Here is a 17,895-nt window from a genome sequence, read left to right on the forward strand (position 1 = left end):
TTAATCCCTTAAAAAGCCTGTTAATGGAGAACTTGCTTTAGCTTCACTCACACTTGCTAAACCTGCTAAAAAAGCCACTCTTCCTGCATTTACCGCCAAAGAAAAAGCTCTAGCCATCAAGGCTATATCTTTTGCTTCAGCTATGGCTGTATTTATCATCACCGCACTTACTCCCATTTGCATAGCTTCACAAGCTTGTGCAGGACTTCCAATACCCGCATCTACAATGATAGGCAAATCAATTTCATTAAGCAAAATTTGTATAAATTCCTTAGCACATAAGCCTTTATTGCTCCCAATAGGCGCTGCCAAAGGCATGATAGCTGCAGCTCCTGCATCACGCATAGCTCTAGCTGCGTAAAGATCAGCATGCATGTAAGGTAGGGGTGTAAAACCCTCTTTAGCTAAAAGCTCACAAGCTTTAATCGTTTCATAATTATCAGGCAATAAATACCTACTATCGCTTATCACTTCTATCTTGATAAGTTCTCCACAACCAAGCTCTCTTGAAAGCCTTGCAATGCGTAAGGCTTCATCGGCGTTTCTTGCGCCTGAAGTGTTGGGTAAAAGTGTGATATTTTTAGGGATATAATCAAGTATATTAGCAATTTCCCCTGTATTTGCACGGCGTAAGGCTAAAGTGATGATCTCTGCCTTTGCTTCTTCTATGGCTGATTTTATAAGCTCTAGTGAATATTTTCCAGAACCTAAAATAAATCTTGAATCAAACTCGTATTTGCCTATTTTTAATTTATCGTATTTACCTATTTTTAATTTATCGTTTTTTAAATTTTCTTGCATTTTTACTCCTTATTTGCTAAAAGCTCTAAAATAAGGTTGCTTTGATGTCCTGCACAAATATTTACCCTTGGTGCCATAAGTCCATTTCCTAGCTTAGCACCATTTACCAAATCCCCACACACATAGAAATTTTTAGCAATTTTTCTTGTTTGTATACTATTACTATCACCATAGCCCGCAAGTCCTGAAGCACAGATTAAAATGCTATCTTTGTAAAATCTATGAAAATTTTGTGCTATCATCGCTTTTGCGATAGCACCATCAAAGGCTTCACAAACTATATCCATATCTTTAAACAAAGACTTTAAATTATCCTCATCGATTTTTAAAGTACAAATTTCAACGCTGATATAAGGGTTAATCTCGCTAATTTGCTCTTTTAAAGCTTCGGTTTTAAATTTACCCAAATCACTTACACGATAAGCTTGACGATTCAAATTACTAGGCTCAATCACATCAAAATCAATCAGCTTTAAATACCCCACTCCACTTCTTGCCAAATTTATCGCTATATGCGATCCAAGCCCACCTAAACCACAAACTGCCACGCGCCCATTTTTAAGTTTATCATGAAGTTTTGGAGTGTGTCTTGCTCTCATCATAGCATCTAGTGCATCTTTTGGAGGTAAAGTATTTTTTTCTATGCAAAAAAGCTCATCATCTTCGTTTAAAGCGATATTCTCTTTTGTTGCAAAACCATTGATAATCCACACATCATTTTCATTTTTGCTGATATTTTCAAAAAATTCCAAACTTGTTTTAAAGTCTGTATCAAGTTCTTTGCCATTAAATTTCACTCTCATCATCCACCCCCTACAAAGCTTACAATTTCAGCTTTATCGTTTTCTTTTAAAATCAAATTTTCAAACTCACTTTTTGGTATGATTTCTCCATTTAATTCTAAGGCGATAAGTTCTATTTTCAAGCCTTTTTCTTTGATAAAATCCATAAATTTAAGCTCTTTTAACTCAAGCTTTTGTCCATTGATAATCATTTTAAACCTTTAAAAATTTTCTATCAAGTCTTTAAAAACAAGGCAAAGTTTTTCAAATTCTTCTATGCTTACTCTTTCATCAATAGCGTGAATTCTATCATTACAAACCCCAAATTCCACTACTTTTACACCATATTTTGCAAAATACCTTGCATCACTTGTGCCGCCTTTAGTATTAAGCTCTGGCACTTCATGAGTGATTTTTTGAACGATTTCATTCATTTTTTGAACGATTTTATTATCGATATTTGTCAAAAAAGCTTCGCTTGATTGTTTTAGCTCTAACTCATAGTTTAAACCATGACAAATTTTTTCTACATAGTTTTTTACATCTTCTAAGCTTGTATCAGGGGAATTGCGAACATTAAACATAAGTTTTAAATCATTTGGCGTAACATTACACACCCCCATACCTCCGCGAATATCGGTAATAACAATTTTTGAAGGACTAAATTCAGCACTTCCAGGATCGAGATCAAAACCCGCTAAAAGCTTTAAAACTGGTGCAAAATCATGCACAGGATTGATACATTTTTCAGGATAAGCAACATGCCCTTGTTTTCCACGGATTAAAAGTTTTCCATTGATAGAACCACGACGCCCTATTTTAATACTATCGCCGATTTTTTTAACACAGGTTGGCTCGGCAACCACAGCATAATCAGGTAGCATATCTCTTTCTTGCATCCATTCTAAAACAGCCTTAGTTCCATATATAGCTTCACCTTCTTCATCACTTGTTAAAATAAGACTCAGTCTTGCTCCTTTAAAATCTACATTCTTTGCCGCATCTACAAAGGCTGCTACTCCACTTTTCATATCTTGAGCACCTCTTGCATAGATAAAGCCTTCTTTTTCCATAGGCACGAAAGCATCGCTACTCCAACCCTCGCCTGCAGGCACCACATCTACATGCCCACCAAAAGCTAAATGCTCACCCTCATCTTTAAATTTTTTAGTGAGTAAAAGGTTTTTAATGCCTTCTTTTTCTATAAAAAAAGCTTCAAAATCACTCAGTTCCATAGCGATGAAATTTAAAGCTCCATCATCATTTGGCGTAACAGATTTAAATTTTAAAAGTTCGATTAAAAATTCTTTTGCATTCATTTTTTATCCTAAGAAAGTTTTATATAATAAATTAAGAGCAAAATACTCTATAATTATAGCTGAAATTATATTGATTATAAAAACAACTTTTGCACTAAAAACATGACTATATCTTGCCACCACAAAGGCTAAAGCACTTACCCAAAAAAGTATAGCCACAACAAGCCCTAAAGTCATCAAATAAGCATGATCGCTGCTTAAAACCACACTTGCAGCACTAAGCCAAAATCCTATCACAAAAGGATTTGAACCATTTAAAAAAGCTCCTTTAATATAACTTTTCAAAAGACTTTCTTTAAATTCTTTATGCTCTAAATTTAAGCTTTCTTTCTTTTTTCTTAGCATCAAATACGCCATATAAGTTAAAAAACAAAAACCAAAAATCGCCAAAGAACGCATAAAAATAACATTACCTAAAAAATTTAAAAGCCCAAATTGAAGCAAAAAAAGATAAAGCATATCTATACTAAATGCTCCAAGTCCTACAGCTATGGAATTTTTAAAAGCTTTTAGTGCATAAGTTAAAATCAAAATATTTACAGGTCCAAAAGGCACACTCACTCCAAAGCCCAAAAAAACTCCACTTAAAAAAGAATCAAACATTACCATCTTTCATAAAATTTTCTATATCAAGTGCGATTTTATCAATAGCGCTTATAATATCTTCTATATAGATTTTATCAAAATACCACTCTAAATTCGCATCTTTTTCGTAGATATTTAAAATACTTTTTTCGCACATTGAAGCATAACGCCCTACAGGCAAAACCGCCCCACTTGTGCCTACGCTGATAAAAAGCGAAGTTTGATTTAGCAAAGAATAAAGCGTAGCATAAGCAGGGGCTTGCTCTTCAAACATGACTATATTGTGTCTTAAATCCTTGCTTTTGCATTTTGGGCATTGTTTATCTGTGATTTTTTCATAACCTATATTAAAAATTTCTTCGCATTTTAAGCGGCGAAGTTCAGACAAAAAGCCATGCAAATGTACTACATCTTTACACCCTGCACGCTCTAGCAAATCATCTACATTTTGCGTGATGACAAAAAGGTTTTTACCCCATTTTTCTTTTAACTGTGCGATTTTTTCATGAGCATGATTTGGCTTTACATTTTGAAGTTGCGCTCTTCTTGCATCGTAAAAATCAAGTACTTTTTTAGGATTTTTTCTAAAACCTGTTGCAGAGCAAACCTCCATCACATCGTATTCTTCCCAAAGTCCATCATTATCTCTAAAAGTTTTAAGTCCACTTGGAGCAGACAAACCTGCTCCGCTTAATATCATAATGTTTTTCATAATCTCACCACCTTAACACCAAAGCCACCTTGATTAATCGGTGCGTCATTAAAACCTTTAACGCTTTTATGGGTTTTTAAAAACTCTCTTACCGCAAAGGCAAGCTTTCCTGTGCCTATACCATGATAAATCAAAACCTCATCAAAGCCTGCAAGCAAAGCATCTGAAATAAATTTATCAAGCTTTGAAATAGCCTCATCACTCCTAAGTCCATGCAAATCCAAAGTTACACTTAGATTGCTTGGTTTGCTTACGCTTATACTTGTTTTTGCTACTTTTTTTGGCATTACACCACTTTTTTTAAGTAGTTTTAAAGGCACACGAAGTTTAATCCCATCACTTTCAACCATAGCATCGTTTTTAGAAATGCTTATGATTTTACCCTTAATTTTTTCATATTTTACAAAATCCCCCACACGCAATTCTTCGTTTTGCTCCATACTTGGCAAGATGATTTCTTTTTTAAGTTCATTGACTTTATTAAGACTTCTTTGCTTATCTTTTATATCTTTAAGCTGTATGGTTTTTTTAGCTTCTTCTATGGCTTTGTGAAATTTAAATTCTAAATTTCTCAAACTCGTACGCAATTCTTGTTCATTTTTTTCTTTTTGCTCTTTTAAAGAAAGTAAAATTTCATCGACTTTTTGCTCTTTTTTCTCGACATTTTCAAGCTTAGCTTTTAGTTCTAATTCGAGATTGATATTTTTACCCACAAGTTCCTCTAAATTTTCTTTATCCTCGCCATAAAGCTTTTTAGCCTCGCTAACTAAATTCGGCAGAATCTGATAACGCAAAGCGGTTTCAAAGGCATAAGATTTTCCTATAGTACCTTTTAAAAACTCATATTTTGGGCGTGAAAGCTCTTCATCATATAAAGCAGCAATGAGTTCAACTTGCTCATTCTTTGCTAAAAGCATAGCAAGGCGTTTGTGGTGCGTGGTGATGATGATTTTAAGATTATTAGCTATGAGTTTTGAAATTAACACACTATACAAACAAGCCGCTTCTTCAAAATCTGTTCCAAGCTCTATTTCATCAATACCTAAAAGCAAATTTTTCTTAGAAAAAAGCCTAGAAAAATGCAACATTCTTCCTGCAAAAGTTGAAATGTCATTTTTAACATTTTGCGGATCTTCTATGATGGCATCAAATTCTTTAAAAGCACCGATTTTACTTTCACTTGCTTTGATATGCATAGGCAAAAGATGTTTAGCTAAAAATGCTGCGCTTAGCATGGATTTTAAAAGCATGGATTTTCCACCTGCATTTACCCCTGTGATAATTAAAACTTGTTTTTTAAATTCCAAACTCACGCTTTTTGGATTTTTTAAAGCAGGATGAGCGAAATTTTTAAGAACCAAATCTGTACTTTGATCACACAAAACAAATTCAAAATCCCTTTTTTTAGCAAGCAAAACCCTAGCACTATAATGATCAAAAAGATCAAAGGCTGTATTGATAAATTTTAAAAAAGGTAGGTTTTTTGCTAAAAAAGCTGAGAAATTTTTAGCGTATTCATAATAAATTTCTTCTTTTTGATTTTTGATTTTTTCTATATCATTTTGCAAATTTTCAACACTTAAAGGCACGATATAAAAGCCACCGCCACTACTTCTACCTATGATTTTTGCTTTAATAGCGTGATTAAACCCGCCTCTTACAAGCAAGGCTTCAAGATTGTTTATAAGATGGATTTGTGTATCGATAAGATAAGGCATTAAAGCTTTTGTATAGCAAAATTTCTTAAACTCAGCTATTATGCTTTCATTTTTTAATCTTAGAGCGGCATTAAGATTTACAAGTCTTTCATCTAAACTTTCTTTTAATTCCCCTTTTTCATCGAAATTCAAACAAAGCTCCAAAGCCCCGCTAACAAATTCTATCTTTTGTAGCCAAGAGTCTAAATTTGTTCCTAGTTTTATTTTTTTTAACTTTTCAAAATAACGAAAAATTTTTACAAATTCAAAGATTTCATCTAAATGTAAAATTCCTTGCTTACTTAAATGTACTAAGGCTTTATCAAGATTGCTAAGCTCTGGCATAGTAGGAAATTCCACCTCACAAAGCTCATGTATGCGTTTAAAATGAAGGTTAGAATCTCCTTGCAAAAAAATCTCCTTATCTCTTGCAAAAAGGGCTTTAAACTCTTCTAAATAGCTGTTTAAATCAAGCTTTGAGATCAATTCTTCTTTTGTATCATTCATCATTTAACCTACAATCTTTAATATCTATGATTAAAGAATTAAAACTTTGATTATTATCTTTTGAAATAAAACTTCCTGTACCAAATTCATAATTAAAATACGCCTTAGAAACATTGATATCTTTACATAAAATATTTTTATTTTGATTAAAAGCTACGATAATATCTGTTCTTAAATGACTTTTTTGTGTGTTTTCAAATTCAAAAAATACCGCTAAAACAATAAAAATCACAAGTAAAATACCAAAAAAAGGTTTGGTTTTTTTACCTAATTTTTCACGCAAAGCAAAAGTGATTAAGGCTAAAATTAAAATAATTAAAAGATATAAAAAAAACCTACTCATTTTTTTGCCTTAATTTATTACTGATATCTCCTGCGCCAAAACCTATAATAAGCCCTTCTTCAAAAACCTGCCCCTTAGAAGCCACCAAAAATTTACCCTCTCTTTTGATATCTTCTACAAATAAAGCCTTAGGAAAAACCGCCTTTAAATCAAGTTCTATAGGCTCTTCTCCTGCAGCATAAACAGGTAAAATTATAAGCTCATCAACACCTTCAAAAGCCTTTGCAAATTCCTTTAAATTTGCAGCCAAACGCGTGTAGCGGTGGGGTTCAAAGATAGCTGTGATTTTTTTATATCCGCCTAATCTTGCGTATTCTTGTGCTGCACTTAAAGTCGCTTTTATTTCGGTAGGATGATGACCATAATCATCGATTAAAACCAAATTTTCATCAGCATGTAAAATATCAAAACGCTTTTTAATACCTTGATAATTTTTAAGCCTAGTTCTTATCGTTTCTATATCTAAGAAATTTAAAGCCGCTAAAATCGCCAAAGACGCATCAAGGGCTAAATGATATCCCATGCCAAAAACTTTAAACTCACCTAAATCTTTCAACTCAAAGCTTGTAAAAGGTTTGAAATTTTCTATACACATGGTGCAGTTTTTGATATCTTTGCTCGGATAAAGCTTGATTGACTCATTGTTATAATTTTTCAAAAACTCATCTTCAGCATTAATCACGCGAATTTTAGCCGTGTCTAAAAACTCTGTATAAGCATGATGGAGTTTTGAAACTTCATTACCATAATGATCTAAATGCTCCGCTTCTGCATTGGTAACTATAGCCAAATAAGGATTTGAATTTAAAAAAGAACTATCGCTCTCATCAGCTTCAAAAACAAGGTTTTGGCTTTCCTTATAAATCATATTTGAACCAAATTCTTTTAAAATCGCTCCGATGATCACAGAAGCATCATCAATCAAAGAGGCTAAAATACTTGAAGTCGTGCTTTTTCCGTGTGCTCCTGCAACTGCAAAAACACGCTTATCTTCTAAAATAAGAGGCAAAGCCTCCTTGCGTGAAAGACACTTAATACCTAATTCTTTAGCGTATTTAAATTCAGGATTTTCTTCTTTGATAGCAGCAGAATAAATAACTAAATCTTTGTTTAAAATATTATCTTTATGATGAGGGATACTGACCTTAACCCCTTCTTTTTCTAGTTCTTTAGTGATTTTACTCTCTTTAAGATCACTTCCGCTAATCTTAAAACCTTTTTCTTTTAAAAATCTTGCTAAAGCGGAAATTCCTATACCGCCTATGCCGATAAAATGGATATTTTGCATCATTTAAACCTTTATACTTTAAAGGCTAAATTTTAGCACTTTTTTACTAAAAAGAAAATATAAATCCTATTTTGAAATGCCTAAACGCTCGGCTAATTGATATAAATTTAACTCTCTATAAAATTTATCAAAGTCTTTAGTATAATCATCAAGGTTAAAAGCTTTATTCATATCTTTTAAAGTATCATTACTTTCAAAATAATACCCTTTACCGCCACTATAAATACCTTTTTTATCAATCCATACAGCATCGTTGATCCCAAATTCTAATTTCTCATCATTTGGTCTTGCTAACATATTTCTTCCGCCTACGCTTAAATACTTAACATTATTTAAACTTAAAGCATAAAGAGTTGGAAAAATATCTTTATGAGATCCTACACGATCTTTATCATAATAAATATTATCTTGCAAATCCTTAGGAATATAGAGATAAAAAGGCACACTATAAGCAAAAGCTTTTTGGGAATTTAAATCCATACTCATCTCGCGTACTCTATGATCTCCAGTTGCTGCTATAATGACATTATCTTTAAAAGAACTCTGTTTTACTTTATCTAGAAATTTTCCAAATTCATTATTTGCATAAGTATAAGCTTTGATAATATTGTCTTGTTTATCTTTTTCATAAGGAAGCATATTAAGCAAAGTTTGTGGAATGTTTTGTAATTTTGGCAAATCATTTTGTGGAATTTTATAAGGTGGATGATTGGACATGGTAAGAGCAATTATAAGGATGTTGTGTGGATTTTTTTGAAGTAAGTCATAAACTTTTTTATATAAAAACTCATCAGCTACCCCATAACCATTTTCGCTATCTTTTGCTCCATTATACTCTTTCATTAAAATATTTTCATCTATAATCTCATCTACTCCCAAAATACTGAGATAATTTTTAATATTTTGCCAAGATCCATTACCTGCACTTACAAAAATCACCTTATATCCTGCTTTCTTATAAACAGCAATAGGTGTTAAATCCAAATAAGTTTTCTGAAATTTGCTTGTAGAAATATTAGAAAATGGACTTACAAAAAATAAGTTTGCAAAACTTGGTATAGTTCCATTACTAGAACTCAAAAAACGTTTGAATAAAAAATCTTGCTTAAAATGTTTATCTAACGAACCTAAAAAATTATGTTCTGTATTTGTAAAATCAGCCAAATTAAGCCCAAAACTTTCCATTAAGTTGACAAATACACTAGGATAATTCTTTTCAGCTTTTAGATTTATAGGACTTTGATGCAAATAATCAAAAAGTTTTTCTTTAAGTTCTTGTGCTTTCAAAGGTGTGATAACCTTCAAAGCCGCTTCTTCTTTATATTGTTTTAAAGCCCAAGAAAATGCCATAATTGGATTTAACATTGTATCATTTACAACACTATACTCACTAAAAGAATAATTTTGTACATTTATAGCCACATGCTTAAAGGGACCCCTTAAGGCTATAACATAAACAATAATTAATATTAAATTTAAAGCTATTAAGGGAAATAATCTTAAATTAACAGGTTTTAGCTTTAAATTTAATATTTTCAAATTTAAAAAAACTACAAAAACTCCAAAAATCAACATTAAAGCTAAAATTTTTAAAATTGGATAATCGTGATAAATAATACTTAAAATAGTTTTTGTATTATCATCTTTTAGAGTAAACATAAAAATATCAAATTTAGTCTTGTAAATTTCGTAATAATAGTATTTTGCATAAGAAAATCCTATACAAAGACAAGAAAGAACAATTATATAAATGCTTGAAAAAATGAAATAAAAATTTTTACTATATATTACTAATTTATTATTTATTTTTATATTAGAAAAAATTAAACTTAAAAAACCACAAAGCAAGAATGGTAAAAACGCTGCACTTAAAAATCTTATATCATGAAAAACACCTAAAAGATACATTAAAAAGATTTCATTTTTATCACTAATTAAACCAGTAGGGATGAAAGAATTTTGCATTAAAATACGATTAATGGTAAAAGTTGCTATAAATAATACACTAAAAATAAAAATTTGAAGTAAAATTTTTCTCATATTCACCTTTTTTAAAATTCTTAAGAATTTTATCAAAACCCCAAAGTTTTCTTGCTTCATCACTTTTTTTAGGCTCTATAATAAGCATTTCTTCTTCAGAACCTAATTTACTTTCTATCTCACCAAAAGCATTGATAAACAGAGTATCGCCGTAAAAATTCCACTCATCTTTTGTTTTGCCTATGCGATTTACTCTTAAAATGCTTGTAGAATTTAAAAAAGCTCTTGTTTTTAAAAGTTCTTCCCATCTTTGTTTGCTTTCAAAGGTACAAGCACTAGGAACGATAACCAAATCAATTTTTTTCGCCATAATCTGCTGCCAAAAGATATCAAAATGGGTCTCAAAACCAAAAAGTAAGGCGCATTTTAATTTTTCATAATTAAAAGTAAAAATTTTTAATTCTGATGGAGTTTTGTTGCTGAAAAATTTTTCTTCATTCCAATGTTCATAAGGCATTAAAATTTGCTGTTCATAGCTTTTCACACCATTTGGAGTAACTTTTAAGCAGAGTTTTTTATAACTTTTAGCTTCAACGCTAACATAAGGAGCGATGATTTCTAATTCGTATTTTTTAGCAAGTTTAATCAAGCTTTCTTTTTTAGCTTCGCTTTGTTCTTTTATCATATTTTTTGGCATATGCAAAAGTTCTGTAAAAAAACTATTAATCACATATTCTCCCAAAACTACTAAATTTGTCCCATTGTCTTTTGAAGCTTTAAGATAATAATCAAGCCTTGATTCACTTAAAGCTAAAGTTGGAAACTGTAAAGCTGCTATTTTACTCATCGATTTGCTCCACTTCTAATTTTGCTTTTTCAAGCTCAAGTCTTGCTTTTTTGATACTCTCTAAACCTTCTTTATAAATTTTTACACTTTCATCTAAGGCAAGCTCTTGATTATTTAATTTTTCCAAAGATTCATTAGCGTGTTTTAAATTTTCTTCAAAACTCATTGATGATTAACCTTGTAGTTTGGTGCTTCATGAGTGATAGTAACATCATGCACGTGACTTTCTTTAAGCCCTGCAGTGGTAATTTCAACAAATTCGGCTCTTTTTTGAAAATCTTCTATATCTTTAGCCCCAACATAACCCATAGAAGAACGCAAACCTCCTAAAAGTTGATGCACCACGCTTCTTATACTTCCCACATAAGGAACACGCCCTTCTATACCTTCAGGAACGAGTTTATCTTGAGCAGTACCTTGCTGAAAATATCTATCCGAACTTCCCTTTTGCATAGCCCCAAGTGAGCCCATACCACGATAAGACTTATATTGTCTTCCTTGATAAGTAAAAAGCTCTCCTGGACTTTCATCTGTTCCAGCTAAAAGCGATCCTATCATAACAGAACTCGCACCTACAGCTAAAGCTTTTGCGATATCACCTGAATATTTAATCCCGCCATCAGCTATCACAGGAACGCCAAATTTATTTGCTTCTTCCACGCACTCATCAATGGCTGAAATTTGAGGCACACCCACACCTGAAACAATACGCGTAGTACAAATACTTCCTGGCCCAATACCTACTTTAACCGCATCTACCCCTGCTTCGCAAAGTGCTTTTGCTGCGGCTGCAGTAGCGATATTTCCTGCGATAAGATCTAAATTTGGATATTTAGTTTTAATCGCTTTTACCGTATCAATAATACCCTTAGAATGTCCATGCGCAGAATCAAGCACAACAACATCAACGCCAGCTTCAACTAAAGCATCCACACGATCCATTTGCCCTACTCCTATAGCCGCACCCACGCGTAATCTTCCAAAATTATCTTTATTGGCATCAGGATATTCTTTGCGTTTTTTAAGATCTTTTATAGTGATAAGTCCTTCCAAGCGTTCTTGTTCATCAACTATAGGAAGTTTTTCTACTTTGTTGGTGCTGAAAATTTTTTCCGCATCATCTAAAGTACAACCCTTTGGAGCAGTGATTAAAGGCATTTTAGTCATAACATTTTCAACCAAATTTGAAAAATCACTCTCAAATCTTAAATCACGATTGGTAAGTATGCCTATTAGTTTCTTATCTTCATCTACTACAGGAACACCTGAAATTCTATACTCCGCCATGATTTCTAAAGCTTCCGCAACACTTGCTTTAGGACTTACAAAAATAGGATCGATAATAACTCCGCTTTCGCTTTTTTTCACTCTTTTTACTTCTCTAACTTGTGAAGCTATATCCATATTTTTATGAATAACCCCAAGTCCTCCAAGTCTTGCCATCATGATAGCAGCTCTATGTTCAGTAACGGTATCCATAGCCGCAGAGATTAAAGGCATATTTAAAGTGATATTTTTTGTCAGTTTAGTATGAATTTTTACTTCCTTAGGTAGAACTTCAGAATACCCAGGACGCAATAATACATCTTCAAAAGTTAAAGCTCTTTTTACAATTTTCATCTTTCATCCTTAATTTTTAATCATTTGTTCTAAACTTAAAGCCCCGTCTAACAAGGTTTGTTCATCATAAGCTTTGCAAATCAGTTGTGCTGATATATTAAGCCCTTCTTTATCTTTTGCAACAGGCACACTAATGCCTCCAAGCCCTGCTAAATTTACAGAGATAGTATAAACATCTTCTAAATAAGTTTGCATAGGGCTTTTTTGAGTATCAAATTTAAAAGCCGTTGTAGGAGTTACAGGCATAAAAATAAGATCACAATCTTGTAAAATTTCTTCATATTTTGCCTTGATAAAAGCTCTAGCTCTTTGCGCTTTGATATAATACGCATCATAATATCCACTGCTTAAAACAAAAGTTCCTAACAAAATTCTTCTTTTTACTTCTTCGCCAAAACCTTCGCTGCGTGTATTTACATACATTTCTTTTAAATTTTGGATATTTTCGGAACGCTTACCATAACGCACCCCATCATAACGACTTAAATTTGCACTTGCTTCAGCTGTTGCGATGATATAATACGCTGCAATATCAAACTTAGAATCAAGTAAATTTTTATATACAATCTCATGTCCATTAGCTTTTAACATATCTATAGTTTTTAAAAGTGCGTTTTTTACTTCACTATCTGCATCATTGACATAATTTTCAATCACTGCGATTTTTAATTTTTTATTTGCATTTAAATTTGGAGCGGTTTTGATAAACTCGATATTTGCACTTGTGCTATCCATTTTGTCATATCCTGCGATCGCATCATATAAAATTGCCGCATCTTCTACATTTTGCGTTAAAACCCCGATTTGATCCAAACTTGAAGAATAAGAAGCCAAACCATAGCGACTCACTCTTCCATAACTCGGTTTAAATCCTACACAACCACAAAAAGCTGCGGGTTGACGTACAGATCCTCCTGTATCAGAACCCAAACTTGCCAAAGCCAAGCCACCCGCTACCGCAGCAGCACTTCCACCACTTGAACCACCTGGCACACGCTCAAAATTTAAAGGATTTAAAGTTTTGCCATAATAAGAACTCGCTGTTGAACTTCCCATAGCAAATTCATCCATATTACAACGCCCAAAAGGAGAAAAACCATTAGCTTTTAAATTAACAATCGCACTTGCATCATAAGGAGCGATATAACCTTGTAAAATCTTACTCGCACTAGTAAGCTCCCAGCCCTTTACACTGATATTATCTTTTATAGCTATAGGCACACCTTCACCTGAAACACTTAAGTCTTTATCTAAAAATTGTTCGATATAAACACCTAATTTTTTTTCTTTTTTTGCTTTTTCATTGAGTTCTTTTTTTAAATTTTCAAGTTCTTCTTTGGAGTATTTTAAAGCTTCTTTTAAAGTTATCATTTATTTTCCTTTGTTTTTTTGATCAAAAATACCGCTAAAGCACTAAAAGCTAAAACCACCGCTATAGTTGTGATGATAATGCTATTTGGAATAGGATTTTCTAGCATTGAATCCCTTTTAAAACTTCTTCACATCTTAAACAAGGTGTTTCTTCATTTTTACTTTGAAGTTTCCAACATCTTGGGCATTTACAAAGTGAAGCTTTGGTGATTTTAAATTTCTCATTCTCTACTTCAAATTCAGCCAAAATTTCTTCATTTTCATTGCTGATTTGACTTACCATAAACCAATCGGCTAATTCCTCATTTGGGAATTTATTAAAACTGATGTTTAAATTTAATTCCAAAGTAGATTTAATGATTTTATCTTTTTTAAGTATATCAATTTGTTCAAAAAATTTCTCTCTAGCGCTCATTAAAAATGTATCATCTATACCAAAATCATAATCAAAATCTTGAGTTAAATTTAGATCAAATACATCTTTTGCATCACCTTTAATTAAAACATTAGCATGTTCTAAAGCCTCATCTACACTATAGCTTAAATTTGGAGCAAGCAAATTTAAAAGCTCTTTTGCTATCAAAGCCATAGCTACTTGAGCAGATTTTCTTCTTTGGACATTTTCACTATCGCAATAAAGTCTATCTTTACTGATATCAAGATAAATCCCACTTAAATCCGCACTTAAGAAATTTAAAAGCAAACTAAAACCTTTAGCAAATTCATAAGCAAAAAATGCTTCTTTACTTGCTTTAAAAACTTTAGTTGCACGGCTTAATATCCATTTATCAATAAAGCTAAATTCTTTAACTTCTAAATCTTTTAAATCATTAGTATTAGCAAGTAAAAATCTTATAGTGTTTCTTATTTTGCGGTATTGTTCGCCTACTTGTTTTAAGATATTGTCTGAAATTTTTAAATCACTTGAATAATCACTTAAAAGCATCCAAAGTCTTAAAATTTCAACTCCATAGGTTTTTGCTACATATTCAGGAGCAATCACATTGCCTTTAGATTTAGACATTTTTTGCCCTTTTTCATCAGTGGTAAAACCATGAGTTAAAATGCTTTCATAAGGTGCACTTTCATTGATCGCTGTACCTACAAGCAAAGAGCTTTGAAACCAACCACGATGCTGATCGCTTCCTTCTAAATACATACTTGCTCTTTTTTCTCCTGCGTCATAAAGTCCGCTATTTAAAACCGCATTAAAAGTACTTCCACTATCAAACCAAACATCTAAAATATCATATACTTTTTCTAAATTTTCAGTGTTGTATTTTGAGTTTGTAGGAATTAAATCTTTGATTTCAAACTCCCACCACGCATCAGCACCGTGTTTTTCAAAAATAGCTGCTACAAAGTCAAAAAGTTCATCATCAAAAATCACTTCTTTAGTGTTTTTATCTCTAAAAAAGGCTATAGGCGTTCCCCAGTCTCTTTGTCTTGAAATACACCAATCTGGGCGATTTTCCACCATAGAGCCTATTCTTTTTACTCCACTTTGTGGATAAAAAGTTGTTTTTAAAAGTTGTTCTATTGCACACTCTCTTAAAGTTTTTCCTTGAAGTTTTGGCTCATCCATTAAAATAAACCATTGTTTAGTAGCTCTATAGATTACAGGCTTATGTGTTCTCCAGCAAAACGGATAAGAGTGTATAAATTTAGAAGAATGCAACAGTTTTGCGCCTAAAAGTTCTAAAATTTTTTCATTGGCCTTAAAAATATGAAGACCTATAAACTCTTCAAGCAAATGAGAAGGCAAAAGCTCTTTAGCTCTTAAAGTTTCATCATAACATCCACCATCATCAACAGGCATTAAAACTTCAATGTCATATTTCAAACAAGCATAATAATCATCTTCGCCATGTCCTGGTGCAGTATGCACAAGTCCACTTCCACCATCCATCAATACATGCTCACCCATGATTAAAACAGATTTTCTTCCATTTAAAGGATTGATAGCTTCAAGTTTTTCAAATTCTTTTGCGTTTAGTTCTTTTTGAATTTCTCCACTTGTAAGTCCTTTTTCTACCATGCTTTTAAGTAAAGCACTTGCAAAAACCAAACCCTCTTTAGTGATCACATAATTTTCATTAGGATTTAAAGCTATAGCTTGATTAGCCACCAAAGTCCAAGGCGTAGTTGTCCATATCACTGCACTTGCTTTTGAAACGCCTAATTTTTCACAAGCTTTTACATCCAAATCAAAAGCCACAAAGATAGAATAATCTTCTTTATCTTGATATTCTACCTCAGCTTCTGCCAAAGCTGACTTTGCCGCCCAACTCCAAAAAACAGGTTTAGAACGCTCACAAAGTAAGCCTTTTTTAGCAATCTCGCATAAAGTTCTATAAATCGCTGCTTCAAACTCAAATTTCATAGTCAAATAAGGCTTATCCCAATCCGCAATAATGCCTAAATTTTTAAATTCTTCTCTTTGGATATCTACAAATTCACTCGCATGTTGTCTGCAAAACTCACGAATTTCTTTCTTGCTTAAGCTTTTTTTCTTTTCTCCAAGCTTTACTTCTACTTGTTGTTCTATAGGTAAACCATGACAATCCCACCCTGGAGTAAAACGCACACTCTCACCTTTAAAATAATGCGTTTTGATAATAGTTTCTTTTAAAATTTTATTTAAAGCATGTCCTATATGGATATGTCCGTTAGCATAAGGGGGGCCATCGTGTAAGGTAAAACTTTTTTTCGCATTTTTGCGATTTTCTTTCATTTTTTCATAAGCATAATTTTGCTCAAACCATTTTTTAAATCTTTGCGGTTCAAGTTCCGCTAAATTCGCCCGCATAGCAAAAGTAGTGCTGGGCAAAAGTAGAGTTTCTTTGTAGTCCATTTTTTCCACCTAATTTTTAATAATCTTAAATTCTACTCAAATTAGCTTTAATTTCTACTTTGTTTTTGGCTATAATTATAAGAAAAAAAGGAAAATTTATGAAACATTTGCTTTATCTTATAGGAGATGAGCTTACTATAAACGAAAAATTCAAAAATTATATTTATAGAACTTATGAAGAAAAATTTAAAGAAATTAACGAAATTCGCATACAAAATAAAACCGATAAAGATTTACCCTTTTTGCTTGAAAATCTCTTAAATCAGTATGATTTTATCACTTTATTTACAAGCCCTTTGCATTATGCGACTGTTGCTAAAATTTTAGCAACTTTAAATGATGATAATCTTATCTTAAAAGATGATACCTTGGTTCCAGATAAAGCAGAATTTAGTAAAAATAGCTTTGTGTGTAATTTTTCAAATTCAAAAATCAATGTCGTTAAAATAAATCCAAGCGAAAAATTACCCAATCTTCTTGGGCATATAAAATTAAATTTTGCATATTTTTGCATTTTTGGCATGGATGATGAAAGTGCTATATTACTACTGCAAACCCTAACAAAATCTTATGAGATAAGTATAAAATCAACCAAGCTTTTAGATAATCTTGTGCTTATTAAGGCCACTTGCGCTAATTTTGGAAAACTTGATGGTTTTTTAAATAGCGTAAAAAATCTTTTTGGACAAAAGGTGTTTTTAGGTAAAGATCCTATACATTTTATAAGCTCTAAACTTTTAGAAAAAAAAATAAAAATTTCTTTTGCTGAAAGTTGCACAGGTGGACTTTGTGCAAGCACCTTAACCAAAATTTCAGGTGTAAGTGAAATTTTTGAAGGTTCTATTGTAAGTTATTCCAACCGCATCAAACACGAATGGCTTGGAATTAGCGAAAGCGTCTTAGAAAATAATGGCGAATACAGTGAACGTTGTGTTTATTTTATGCTAAAAGGTATTTTTAAAACGGCTAATCCTGATTTTGCCTTAGCTATTAGCGGAGTAGTTGGCGAAAAAGATGAGGGAAAAATAAAATCAGGCACTATTTATATAGGTGCAATGTTTAGAGATGGAACTTTTATCCAAGAAACGCTTTATTTAGATGGAGATCGTGAATTTATGCAAGAACAAGCTGTTTTGGCAACTTTTTGCTTACTTTTAAAATTAAAACCTGAAATTTTTGAAATTTAAGG

Annotated in this window: 17 protein-coding genes; 1 reads left to right on the plus strand and 16 read right to left on the minus strand. The window is 32.2% G+C overall.

Features of this window, described 5'->3' with window-relative positions; translation table 11 throughout:
* From thiG to ileS, 16 genes are all read right to left on the minus strand, one after another.
* Window positions 1–801: a thiazole synthase gene (thiG, locus tag AT682_RS05585; protein WP_002882631.1), complete on the minus strand. Its 801-nt coding sequence runs from the start codon at window positions 799–801 to the stop codon at window positions 1–3.
* 2 nt (window positions 802–803) lie between these two features.
* The gene (gene thiF / locus AT682_RS05590) at window positions 804–1,607 is read right to left on the minus strand and encodes a thiamine biosynthesis protein ThiF (protein WP_016818201.1); all 804 of its coding nucleotides are present in this window, start codon (window positions 1,605–1,607) and stop codon (window positions 804–806) included.
* On the minus strand, window positions 1,604–1,795 hold the full coding sequence (gene thiS, locus AT682_RS05595; RefSeq protein ID WP_002853007.1) for a sulfur carrier protein ThiS: 192 nt from the start codon (window positions 1,793–1,795) through the stop codon (window positions 1,604–1,606). The genes thiF and thiS overlap by 4 nt, the downstream gene beginning before the upstream one ends.
* A 9-nt stretch (window positions 1,796–1,804) precedes the next feature.
* Complete coding sequence (gene dapE / locus AT682_RS05600) at window positions 1,805–2,902, minus strand: succinyl-diaminopimelate desuccinylase (RefSeq protein WP_002882627.1); 1,098 nt, start codon at window positions 2,900–2,902, stop codon at window positions 1,805–1,807.
* A 3-nt stretch (window positions 2,903–2,905) separates the two neighbouring features.
* Window positions 2,906–3,505: a LysE family translocator gene (locus AT682_RS05605; RefSeq protein ID WP_002855900.1), complete on the minus strand. Its 600-nt coding sequence runs from the start codon at window positions 3,503–3,505 to the stop codon at window positions 2,906–2,908.
* On the minus strand, window positions 3,498–4,199 hold the full coding sequence (npdA, locus tag AT682_RS05610; protein WP_002882626.1) for an SIR2 family NAD-dependent protein deacylase: 702 nt from the start codon (window positions 4,197–4,199) through the stop codon (window positions 3,498–3,500). Before npdA ends, AT682_RS05605 begins: the two co-directional genes overlap by 8 nt.
* Entirely contained in the window at window positions 4,196–6,406 is a 2,211-nt protein-coding gene (mutS, locus tag AT682_RS05615; RefSeq protein ID WP_079263868.1) for an endonuclease MutS2, read from the minus strand. Before mutS ends, npdA begins: the two co-directional genes overlap by 4 nt.
* A complete protein-coding gene (locus AT682_RS05620) occupies window positions 6,396–6,746 on the minus strand; it encodes a hypothetical protein (protein WP_002805008.1) in 351 nt (116 codons plus the stop codon). The genes mutS and AT682_RS05620 overlap by 11 nt, the downstream gene beginning before the upstream one ends.
* Window positions 6,739–8,037 carry a UDP-N-acetylmuramate--L-alanine ligase gene (gene murC, locus AT682_RS05625; RefSeq protein ID WP_079263867.1) on the minus strand — a complete coding sequence of 433 codons (1,299 nt, stop codon included), beginning with the start codon at window positions 8,035–8,037 and terminating at the stop codon, window positions 6,739–6,741. Before murC ends, AT682_RS05620 begins: the two co-directional genes overlap by 8 nt.
* A gap of 63 nt (window positions 8,038–8,100) precedes the next feature.
* Window positions 8,101–10,074: an LTA synthase family protein gene (locus tag AT682_RS05630; protein WP_002882623.1), complete on the minus strand. Its 1,974-nt coding sequence runs from the start codon at window positions 10,072–10,074 to the stop codon at window positions 8,101–8,103.
* Window positions 10,040–10,861, minus strand: coding sequence for a carbon-nitrogen hydrolase family protein (locus tag AT682_RS05635; RefSeq protein WP_002882622.1), 822 nt, complete (start codon window positions 10,859–10,861; stop codon window positions 10,040–10,042). The genes AT682_RS05630 and AT682_RS05635 overlap by 35 nt, the downstream gene beginning before the upstream one ends.
* Window positions 10,854–11,027, minus strand: a complete 174-nt coding sequence (xseB, locus tag AT682_RS05640; protein ID WP_002853034.1) for an exodeoxyribonuclease VII small subunit — start codon at window positions 11,025–11,027, stop codon at window positions 10,854–10,856. The genes AT682_RS05635 and xseB overlap by 8 nt, the downstream gene beginning before the upstream one ends.
* Window positions 11,024–12,481, minus strand: a complete 1,458-nt coding sequence (gene guaB, locus AT682_RS05645; RefSeq protein WP_002882621.1) for an IMP dehydrogenase — start codon at window positions 12,479–12,481, stop codon at window positions 11,024–11,026. The genes xseB and guaB overlap by 4 nt, the downstream gene beginning before the upstream one ends.
* Before the next feature lie 9 nt (window positions 12,482–12,490).
* Window positions 12,491–13,852 carry an Asp-tRNA(Asn)/Glu-tRNA(Gln) amidotransferase subunit GatA gene (gatA, locus tag AT682_RS05650; RefSeq protein WP_002882620.1) on the minus strand — a complete coding sequence of 454 codons (1,362 nt, stop codon included), beginning with the start codon at window positions 13,850–13,852 and terminating at the stop codon, window positions 12,491–12,493.
* Window positions 13,849–13,959, minus strand: a complete 111-nt coding sequence (locus AT682_RS05655; protein WP_002869114.1) for a membrane protein — start codon at window positions 13,957–13,959, stop codon at window positions 13,849–13,851. Before AT682_RS05655 ends, gatA begins: the two co-directional genes overlap by 4 nt.
* Window positions 13,953–16,706 (minus strand): isoleucine--tRNA ligase, encoded by a 2,754-nt coding sequence (ileS, locus tag AT682_RS05660; RefSeq protein ID WP_002882619.1) that lies wholly within the window; start codon window positions 16,704–16,706, stop codon window positions 13,953–13,955. The genes AT682_RS05655 and ileS overlap by 7 nt, the downstream gene beginning before the upstream one ends.
* 98 nt (window positions 16,707–16,804) lie before the next feature.
* Here ileS and AT682_RS05665 point away from each other — a divergent pair, with 98 nt between their 5' ends.
* Window positions 16,805–17,893, plus strand: a complete 1,089-nt coding sequence (locus AT682_RS05665) for a CinA family protein (RefSeq protein WP_002882618.1) — start codon at window positions 16,805–16,807, stop codon at window positions 17,891–17,893.
* Window positions 17,894–17,895: the final 2 nt, after the last annotated feature.

This window comes from Campylobacter jejuni (assembly GCF_001457695.1).
In the GTDB taxonomy this organism is placed as follows: domain Bacteria; phylum Campylobacterota; class Campylobacteria; order Campylobacterales; family Campylobacteraceae; genus Campylobacter_D; species Campylobacter_D jejuni.

Bases quoted from the DNA above. Each gene is read 5' to 3' on its own strand.
- thiG (WP_002882631.1), bottom strand. From the start codon at position 801: ATGCAAGAAAATTTAAAAAACGATAAATTAAAAATAGGTAAATACGAT.
- thiF (WP_016818201.1), bottom strand. From the start codon at position 1,607: ATGATGAGAGTGAAATTTAATGGCAAAGAACTTGATACAGACTTTAAA.
- thiS (WP_002853007.1), bottom strand. From the start codon at position 1,795: ATGATTATCAATGGACAAAAGCTTGAGTTAAAAGAGCTTAAATTTATG.
- dapE (WP_002882627.1), bottom strand. From the start codon at position 2,902: ATGAATGCAAAAGAATTTTTAATCGAACTTTTAAAATTTAAATCTGTT.
- AT682_RS05605 (WP_002855900.1), bottom strand. From the start codon at position 3,505: ATGTTTGATTCTTTTTTAAGTGGAGTTTTTTTGGGCTTTGGAGTGAGT.
- npdA (WP_002882626.1), bottom strand. From the start codon at position 4,199: ATGAAAAACATTATGATATTAAGCGGAGCAGGTTTGTCTGCTCCAAGT.
- mutS (WP_079263868.1), bottom strand. From the start codon at position 6,406: ATGATGAATGATACAAAAGAAGAATTGATCTCAAAGCTTGATTTAAAC.
- AT682_RS05620 (WP_002805008.1), bottom strand. From the start codon at position 6,746: ATGAGTAGGTTTTTTTTATATCTTTTAATTATTTTAATTTTAGCCTTA.
- murC (WP_079263867.1), bottom strand. From the start codon at position 8,037: ATGATGCAAAATATCCATTTTATCGGCATAGGCGGTATAGGAATTTCC.
- AT682_RS05630 (WP_002882623.1), bottom strand. From the start codon at position 10,074: ATGAGAAAAATTTTACTTCAAATTTTTATTTTTAGTGTATTATTTATA.
- AT682_RS05635 (WP_002882622.1), bottom strand. From the start codon at position 10,861: ATGAGTAAAATAGCAGCTTTACAGTTTCCAACTTTAGCTTTAAGTGAA.
- xseB (WP_002853034.1), bottom strand. From the start codon at position 11,027: ATGAGTTTTGAAGAAAATTTAAAACACGCTAATGAATCTTTGGAAAAA.
- guaB (WP_002882621.1), bottom strand. From the start codon at position 12,481: ATGAAAATTGTAAAAAGAGCTTTAACTTTTGAAGATGTATTATTGCGT.
- gatA (WP_002882620.1), bottom strand. From the start codon at position 13,852: ATGATAACTTTAAAAGAAGCTTTAAAATACTCCAAAGAAGAACTTGAA.
- AT682_RS05655 (WP_002869114.1), bottom strand. From the start codon at position 13,959: ATGCTAGAAAATCCTATTCCAAATAGCATTATCATCACAACTATAGCG.
- ileS (WP_002882619.1), bottom strand. From the start codon at position 16,706: ATGGACTACAAAGAAACTCTACTTTTGCCCAGCACTACTTTTGCTATG.
- AT682_RS05665 (WP_002882618.1), top strand. From the start codon at position 16,805: ATGAAACATTTGCTTTATCTTATAGGAGATGAGCTTACTATAAACGAA.